The 7046-nt window shown below is 63.0% G+C and carries 8 protein-coding genes; 5 read left to right on the top strand and 3 right to left on the bottom strand.

The window, feature by feature from the left end; all coding sequences use genetic code 11:
- Nucleotides 1–1557 (bottom strand): potassium/proton antiporter (locus QZ213_RS22120; protein WP_291688222.1); only part of this gene is annotated, 1557 nt, incomplete at its 3' end.
- Nucleotides 1558–1774: 217 nt separating this feature from the next.
- On the opposite strand from QZ213_RS22120, the gene QZ213_RS22115 reads away from it, so the two are divergent.
- The 5 genes from QZ213_RS22115 to QZ213_RS22095 all read left to right on the top strand — a co-directional run bounded on the left by QZ213_RS22115 (nt 1775) and on the right by QZ213_RS22095 (nt 5836).
- On the top strand, nt 1775–3091 hold the full coding sequence (locus tag QZ213_RS22115; RefSeq protein WP_291688221.1) for a mechanosensitive ion channel domain-containing protein: 1317 nt from the start codon (nt 1775–1777) through the stop codon (nt 3089–3091).
- A 141-nt stretch (nt 3092–3232) separates the two neighbouring features.
- Nucleotides 3233–4057 (top strand): type I methionyl aminopeptidase, encoded by an 825-nt coding sequence (gene map, locus QZ213_RS22110; RefSeq protein WP_291688220.1) that lies wholly within the window; start codon nt 3233–3235, stop codon nt 4055–4057.
- A 96-nt stretch (nt 4058–4153) separates the two neighbouring features.
- Nucleotides 4154–4864, top strand: a complete 711-nt coding sequence (gene radC / locus QZ213_RS22105) for a DNA repair protein RadC (protein ID WP_291688224.1) — start codon at nt 4154–4156, stop codon at nt 4862–4864.
- 77 nt (nt 4865–4941) lie between these two features.
- Nucleotides 4942–5319 carry a calmodulin gene (locus tag QZ213_RS22100; protein ID WP_291688219.1) on the top strand — a complete coding sequence of 126 codons (378 nt, stop codon included), beginning with the start codon at nt 4942–4944 and terminating at the stop codon, nt 5317–5319.
- 58 nt (nt 5320–5377) lie between these two features.
- The gene (locus QZ213_RS22095) at nt 5378–5836 is read left to right on the top strand and encodes a hypothetical protein (RefSeq protein ID WP_291688218.1); all 459 of its coding nucleotides are present in this window, start codon (nt 5378–5380) and stop codon (nt 5834–5836) included.
- On the opposite strand, the gene QZ213_RS22090 is transcribed toward QZ213_RS22095, so the two are convergent.
- A complete protein-coding gene (locus QZ213_RS22090) occupies nt 5837–6487 on the bottom strand; it encodes a glutathione S-transferase family protein (RefSeq protein ID WP_291688217.1) in 651 nt (216 codons plus the stop codon).
- 102 nt (nt 6488–6589) lie between these two features.
- Nucleotides 6590–6817 (bottom strand): DUF2171 domain-containing protein, encoded by a 228-nt coding sequence (locus QZ213_RS22085; protein ID WP_291688223.1) that lies wholly within the window; start codon nt 6815–6817, stop codon nt 6590–6592.
- Nucleotides 6818–7046: the final 229 nt, after the last annotated feature.

The raw sequence follows: 7046 nt of genomic DNA, 5'->3' as shown, positions 1-7046 counted from the left end.
TTCGGGATCGGTGGCGATGGCGTAGATGTTGGCGATGTCGCCGAGCGTGATCTCGCCGGAGACCACGAAATCCCCGAGCAGATGCGGATCGGGCGCCGAACTCGGCTGCATGTCGACGAAGAAACGATCCAGCGCTTCGGCCTTTTCCGGCGGCGCCAGCAGATAGATGTAGTCGCCGGGGCGAACCGGATCGGCCTCGGTGGGCGAGAGGATGCGCTGGTCGCGGATCACCAGCGTCGGCTTAGACCAGGATGGAATGAGGCCGCGCCGGAAGAACAGGCTTTTGGGCCGCACGGAATAGCCGACCAATTGCTGCTCGAGCTGGCCGGGCAGATCCAATTCAACGCGCCGCGGCCCGCGATCCGCCCGCGGCAACGCCACATGCAGCCGCCGTGCCGCCGCCGCCAGCGTCCAGCCCTGCAGCAGCAGCGAGATGATGACGACGACAAAGGCGACGTCGAAATAGAGATACGCTTTCGAGAGCCCCACCAGCATCGGGATCGACGCCAGGAAGATCGCGACCGCGCCGCGCAGTCCGGTCCAGGCGATGAAAACCTTCTCCCGCCAGCTGAAGCGGAATGGCGCGAGACAAAGAAACACCGCAAGCGGCCGCGCCACCAGCATCAGCACCAGCGCCACGATCACGGCGGGCACGATGCTCGTCACCAGCCGCTGCGGCGATACCAATAGACCGAGCAGCACGAACATCACGATCTGCGCCAGCCAGGTCGCGGCATCGAGAAACGTCACCACCGAATTATGCGCGCGCGTCGGCCGGTTGCCGATGATGATGCCGGCGAGATAGACCGCGAGAAACCCCGAGGCGTGCGCGATCTGCGCCGCGCCGAAGATCACCAGCGCCGCGGTCGCCACGAAAGGCGCGTGCAGTCCCTGCGGCAGCGCCACGCGATTGAGCGCCAGCACCACCAGCCGGCCGCCGATCACACCGACGATCGCCCCCAGCACCGCCTCGCGGGTCAATTCCAGCAACACATGCCAAGCCGAGCTGTGACCGACCGAAATCAGTTCGACCAGCATCAGCGTGAGGAAAACCGCGAAGGGATCGTTGGTGCCGGATTCGGCCTCCAGCGTCGCGCCGACGCGGGGACGCAGCCGCAGACCCTGCGCGTGCACGAGGAGAAACACCGCCGCCGCGTCGGTCGACGCCACCACCGCGCCGACCAGGAGCGCCTCGGTCCAGTTCAGGTCGAGCACGTAGCGGGCGACCGGCGCGGTGATCAGCGCGGTCAAGAGCACGCCGATCGTCGCCAGCGCCATCGACGGCGCCAGCACCGCGCGGATGGTCTGAAACCTCGTCCGCAAGCCGCCGTCGAACAGGATCAGCGCCAGCGCCACCGAGCCCACCAGATAGGTGGTGCGCACGTCGTCGAAGCGCAGCTGGCCGGGACCGGCATCGCCGGCCAGCATGCCGATCAGGAGAAACACCAAGAGCAGCGGCGCGCCGAAGCGCAGCGCCAGCAGGCTCGACAGGATGCCTGCCATGACCAGAACGGCGCCGAGAAGAATCGCTATGCTGACCGAATCGAGAGAGGTCAAAAGGCCTCGCAAACAGAAGCAAATACTTGCAATTGCATCCTTATCGTCGCCACACTTCGACGCCAACCCCTTTTCGGCGGCTAGCGACAATGTGCCCGTTTTTTCGGCCTTTCCTGCCGCCTCCGCGTGCCGTAGCGATAGCGCCGGAACCGCGGTTATGGGAATCTGCCGGATATTCGAATCAAGTTTGTTCGATGAGCCGCTTTGAGATGAGAATTTGCCGATGGAGCTGAACGACATCATCGACTTCCTGCATACGGCCGCGCGATCGGCCGGCGCGGAGGTCACATCGCCCTGGTTCTATCTGCAGTTCGGCCTGATGCTGGCCGCCGGCGGCATTGCCTTCGCGACGGATGCCGCCGTTCGCTCGCGCGTCGACATGACCTCGTTCGCGATGGGTTGGCCGCTGCCGTTGCGGCACTTCGCCCGCGTGCTGGTCAGCAGCGCTTCCACCGCGGTGTTCGCGATCCTGGTGATCGCGGCGCGCGTGGCGATGTACCATTCGACCTGGCCGAGCCGGAGCTACCTCCTGATGGTGGCCGCCAAGCTCGCGTTCGCCTGGCTGGTGATCCGGCTAGTGACCTCCGTGATCCGCAACGCCTTCATCGTCAGACTGGTGTCTCTGACGGCGTGGGTGGTGGCGGCGCTGAGCATTATCGGCCAGCTCGACCCGGCGATCGACGCGCTCGATTCGGTCTCGATCGTGCTCGGCGGATTGCGGCTGACGCCGCTGCTGCTGATCAAGCTCGGGGCACTCCTGATCGCCGCGCTGTGGCTGACAAATATTACAAGTAATTTCGTCGAAAGCCGGATCAACCAGTCCACCGACCTGACGCCATCGATTCAGGTGCTGCTGATCAAGATGATCCGTATGGGGCTGCTGGTGCTGGCGATCACCATCGCCATGGGCGCGGTCGGCATCAACCTCTCGGCGCTGGCGGTGTTTTCCGGCGCGGTCGGCGTCGGTATCGGCATCGGCCTGCAGAAGATCTTCGCCAACTTTATCAGCGGCATCATCCTGCTGGCGGACAAGTCGGTGAAGCCGGGCGACCTCGTCACGATCGGCGACTCCACGGGCCGCATCAGCGCGATGAAGACGCGCTATATCTCGGTCGCCGCCGGCGACGGCCGGGAATTTTTGATCCCGAACGAGGATCTGGTGACGCAGAAGGTCACCAACTGGACCTACACCGACAAGAACACGCTGGTGAAGGTCGTCTTCGGCACCAATTACGACGCCGATCCGAAGCTGGTATGCAAGCTGGCTGTCGACGTCGCGGCATCGGCCAAGCGCGCCATCAAGGGCAAGCCGCCGAACTGCATCCTGACCGAATTCGCCGAGGCCGGGATGAAGTTCGCGCTGACCTTCTGGATCGCCGACCCCGACGGCATGGACAATGTGAAGAGCGACGTGATGCTGGCGCTGTGGGACGCCTTCAAGCGGGAGGGCGTCCGGGTGCCCTATCCGGTCCGCGAAATCCGCATTCGCGGCGGCGCGCTGCCGGTCGAAACCACGGTGGAGGTTTCGAACTGACGCCGGTGGCAACCTGCTGCCGCCAACCCGCCGGTTCCGGGCCAATGACAACCATTTCGCGACCCAAGCTTGGCTTGCTACTGCCCGCCCCGATCATTAAATTGGGGGTCAAATCACCCCTCGCCCGGCGAAGATCAGCCCATGAGCTACATCGAAGCAACAGACACCTCCTTGCGCAAAACCGGGCAGATCAAGCTTCACGGACCGAGCGGCTTCGCCGGCATGCGCAAGGCAGGCAGCCTGGTAGCCAAATGCCTCGACGAGCTGACCGACATCGTCAGACCGGGGCTGGCGACCTCGGAGCTCGACGAGTTCGTCCGCGAGTTCGCCTTCAGCCATGGCGCCTATCCGGCGACCCTGATGTATCGCGGCTATCGCTATTCGACCTGCACCTCGATCAACCATGTGGTCTGCCACGGCATGCCCGGCGACCGGGCGCTGAAGGAAGGCGACATCGTCAATATCGACGTCACCTTCATCGTCGACGGCTGGTATGGCGATTCCAGCCGGATGTATGCGGTCGGCCCGATCGCCCGCAAGGCCGAGCGGCTCATCGAAGTGACGTATGAGGCCATGATGCGCGGCATCGCGGCGGTCAAACCTGGCGCCACCACCGGCGACATCGGCTACGCCATCCAGAGTTTCGTCGAGCCGCAGGGCATGAGCGTGGTGCGCGATTTCTGCGGCCACGGACTGGGGCGCATGTTCCACGACGAGCCCAACATCATCCATATCGGCCGGCCCGGCGAAGGCGTGGTGCTGAAACCCGGCATGTTCTTCACCATCGAGCCGATGATCAATCTCGGCAAGCCGCACGTCAAAATCCTGTCCGACGGCTGGACCGCGGTGACGCGCGACCGCTCGCTGTCGGCGCAGTTCGAGCATTCGGTCGGGGTGACCTCGACCGGCGTCGAGATCTTTACCCTTTCGCAGCGCCATGGCGAGAAGCCGCCGGTGGTGGCGTAATTTTCGGCCTGGGCGGCCCGTCATCCGGCACTTCCCGGTTGCAAAACCTGCCCGACCCGGCATGTTTAGCCCATTCCCTGAACGGTGCTAGCGCCGATGGCCGCGGATACCAGCGATACCCAGTCACCCGCCGAAGCGCCGCACTACCACGGCCATCGCGAGCGGCTGCGCGAGCGCTTTCATTCCGCAGGTCCCGATGCGCTGAGCGACTATGAGTTGCTCGAGATGGTGCTGTTCACCGCCAAGTCGCGCGGCGACGTGAAGCCGCTGGCCAAGACGCTGCTGAAAAAATTCGGCTCTTTCGCCGAGGTGGTTCACGCGCCTGAAGCGCGGTTGCGGGAAATCGACGGTGTCGGTGACAGGACCGTCACCGAACTCAAGCTGATCGCCGCGGCCGCCGGCCGCATTGCCAAGGGCCAGTTGCAGAGGCGTACCTTGCTGTCGTCCTGGAACGACGTGATCGACTATTGCCGCACCACGATGGCATTCGCCGACAAGGAGCAGTTCCGCATCCTGTTCCTCGACAAGCGCAACCAGTTGATATCAGACGAGGTGCAGCAGACCGGCACCGTCGACCATACCCCGGTCTATCCGCGCGAGGTGATCAAGCGCGCGCTGGAATTATCGGCCACCGCGATCCTGTTGGTGCACAACCACCCCTCCGGCGATCCGACGCCGTCGCAGGCCGACATCCAGATGACAAAAGCCATCATCGGCATCGCCGGCCCGCTTGGCATCGCCGTGCACGACCACATTATCGTCGGCAAGAGCGGGCACGCCAGCATGAAGGGGCTGCGGCTGATCTAGCAGACCTGACCGTAGCTATCGCGAACGTCGCAGGAAAGGGCGACAGGTTACCTTGCACCACATTCGATTTCAGCGGCGTGAAGGAGGATCAGGAATGCGCGGTTCACTATTTCACGCACGGCGTTTGCGCTGAAGAGTCGGTCTTCGCGGTGAGCGACGGGGCGGCGAAAGAAACTTTCTTTATCCGGCTCACTGATCCTGTCCGCATAGCCGAAGCCCGCGCGATCGTCAGCGGCAAGGAAACGACGCGTGTGGCCGTCGCGGGCGTCGTTGTGACGGAGCCTGCGGCATATAACCAACCATGGCATTTTCACCTGGCGCCTGAATCGATATCGTTCTTCAAGCAAGCAATCGAGGTCTGTGATGCGACCACCTCTTATGTTGAAGCACATCTCGATGAGGTTGGCGGCGCTTTCTTGCCCGGCAACAAATGGTGCCGTGGTCATCGCGGGTGATTCGTGAGCTGAAATAATCCGAGCCTTCCCCTCACTTTATCTGATTTACGAGAAATTCATGGAACGCAAAACCGCAAGACCGTTCTGGATAAGCGCGTTGATTTGGACCGTCGCTGTGCTCGGATGTTCGAGTTTAGCATCGGCCGAAACCCGGTATTTTAGGGTATGCCCGGGACCCGATCCGAGCGGCTGCGGTTCGCCGAACGACTTCATCATCGCGCTTTCCAAACCTAAGCAGATTCAGATGGCGATGCAGATCCTTGGCGGAAAGGTTGTCGATCAGGTTCACGTTCAAGGCATGATCGTCGCGAAGCCTGCGGCGCATAATACCCCCTGGAAATTCCATCTGGCGCCGAAAACGATAAGTTTCTTTACCTTCGGCCACCCCGTCTGCTGGGGGTTTTCGACAAAGGATATTGGCGACCATCTGGATAAACTCGGAACGCCGGACTTTCTGCCGACTAAGCAATGGTGCCCGCGAGGTTACAGGCTTTCGCAGCAGGTCCATCCCAGCTAGTTAGTTCAGCCTGGCCCGGCCGGGCGGTGCGGCCGGCGGCACCGTACGCACAAAGCTCGGCCGCGCCGCGTGCCGCGCGTAATAGGTGGCGAGATGACTGGCCGCCGCGAGTGCATCGGCGCCTTCGGGCGGCAGCCGTACCCGATCGAGGATCGGCAGCAGGTTGATGTCGGCAAACGTGAACTGATCGCCGGCGAGGTAGCCGGTGACGGCGACCGCGCGATCGAGAATTTCCAATTGCTGGCGCACCGCCGGCATCACGGCGTCGATCGCCGCGCGGTCCGGCTTTCCATCAGGGGTCTTCGGCGCGATGTAGGCATAGAGATAGGTGCGGATCAGGGTGCGATCGATCGCCGTGTTGACGAGAGACACCCATTGCTCGGTGAACGCGGCGAGATGAGGATCGGACGGGAACAGCTGCGGACCGGGGAAGCTGCGATCGAGATAGCTGGCGATGGCCCTGGATTCGAACAGCGCGACATCGCCGTGGCGCAGCACCGGCATCTTGCCAAGGGGATGAATGGCCAGAAGCTCCGGCGCGCCCAGCGCGCACTCCGACAGCCCATAGTCGATCCCCTTCTCCTCGCAAACCATTCGGACGACACGCGTGTAGGTCGACCGCGCGGACCCGATGATTTCCGGTTTCGGCATCACAACCCCCAATACTTAACCATTATGTTAAGTATTGGATCGGCCCGCGATTGTCAATGACGGTGAGGCAGCTTCCGGCGATCCGTTGGGCGGCCCGCGCGTTCAGGTCGGCTTTCCCGACCGTTCCTCTTCCAGGCTGACCGCCACGGCCGCATTGGCCGACAGCCGCACCCTTTGCCCTTCGATACCGGCGACCAGGCCGAGATCGATGAAATGATGATGGCCTTTGTGACGGCCTTCGCCGCTGTCGGCCGTGGTCAGCTTGATCCTGCCGCTTTCAACGCGATCGACGGTTCCGACGTGAACGCCATCCGCGCCGATCACTTCCATATGCGGCTTGACGCTGGCCTGGCGCTGAAGCTGCTGGTCCCGCAGCCTGGTCAGGAGATCGAGCTGGGCCTCCTGTTCGGCAATACGCTTTGCCGCCAATTCCTCGACCGCAGCTCCGGAATAGGCGGCAGCCTGTTCGGTCAGCTCGGTCAGGTTTTCCCGCACCGCGGCGATGCGCTCATCGATCTCAGCGAGGCTAAGCGAAGGCTCGGGCATGGTTCATCTCCTC

The sequence above is a fragment of the Bradyrhizobium sp. genome (assembly GCF_017881085.1).
Lineage (GTDB): Bacteria > Pseudomonadota > Alphaproteobacteria > Rhizobiales > Xanthobacteraceae > Bradyrhizobium.
Note: the sequence above shows the minus strand (reverse complement) of the source record. Positions and strands in the feature narration are given on the sequence as shown.

What these genes read in the sequence shown, in the direction of transcription:
- radC (WP_291688224.1), top strand. Translation starts at nt 4,154, where the DNA reads ATGGCCGCGGATACCAGCGATACCCAGTCACCCGCCGAAGCGCCGCAC.
- map (WP_291688220.1), top strand. Translation starts at nt 3,233, where the DNA reads ATGAGCTACATCGAAGCAACAGACACCTCCTTGCGCAAAACCGGGCAG.
- QZ213_RS22090 (WP_291688217.1), bottom strand. Translation starts at nt 6,487, where the DNA reads ATGCCGAAACCGGAAATCATCGGGTCCGCGCGGTCGACCTACACGCGT.
- QZ213_RS22085 (WP_291688223.1), bottom strand. Translation starts at nt 6,817, where the DNA reads ATGGAAGTGATCGGCGCGGATGGCGTTCACGTCGGAACCGTCGATCGC.
- QZ213_RS22095 (WP_291688218.1), top strand. Translation starts at nt 5,378, where the DNA reads ATGGAACGCAAAACCGCAAGACCGTTCTGGATAAGCGCGTTGATTTGG.